Source organism: Streptomyces neyagawaensis (assembly GCF_023516595.1).
Taxonomy (GTDB): Bacteria; Actinomycetota; Actinomycetes; order Streptomycetales; family Streptomycetaceae; genus Streptomyces; species Streptomyces neyagawaensis.
The window spans coordinates 1-303 of the sequence record NZ_JAMGBG010000270.1; the positions used below are offsets into that span (position 1 = coordinate 1).

Annotated in this window: 1 protein-coding gene; it reads right to left on the reverse strand. The window is 70.0% G+C overall.

Annotated elements, in window-relative coordinates; genetic code table 11:
• Nucleotides 1–303 (reverse strand): AI-2E family transporter (locus tag M8J73_RS44655; protein WP_249829947.1); only part of this gene is annotated, 303 nt, incomplete at both ends.

The following is a 303-nucleotide window of genomic DNA, read 5'->3' on the forward strand; positions in this document are numbered from 1 at the left end:
CGGTGAAGACGCCCTGCGTCACCAGCGCCACGACCACGGCGAGGGCGCCCGAGACGACCGCGCCGACCAGGGGGATGAAGGCGAACAGGAAGATGAACACGGCGAGCGGGACGGCCATCGGCACATCGAGGAAGTAGATGCCGAGGCCGATGAAGATGGCGTCGATCAGGGCCACTATCACCGTGCCGCGCACATACGCGGTCAACGTCCGCCAGGCGCGGGGCCCGGCCGCGGAGACTCCGGGGCGGGCCGCCGCCGGGACCAGCTTCAGGGACCACTGCCAGATCCGCTTGCCGTCGTAGA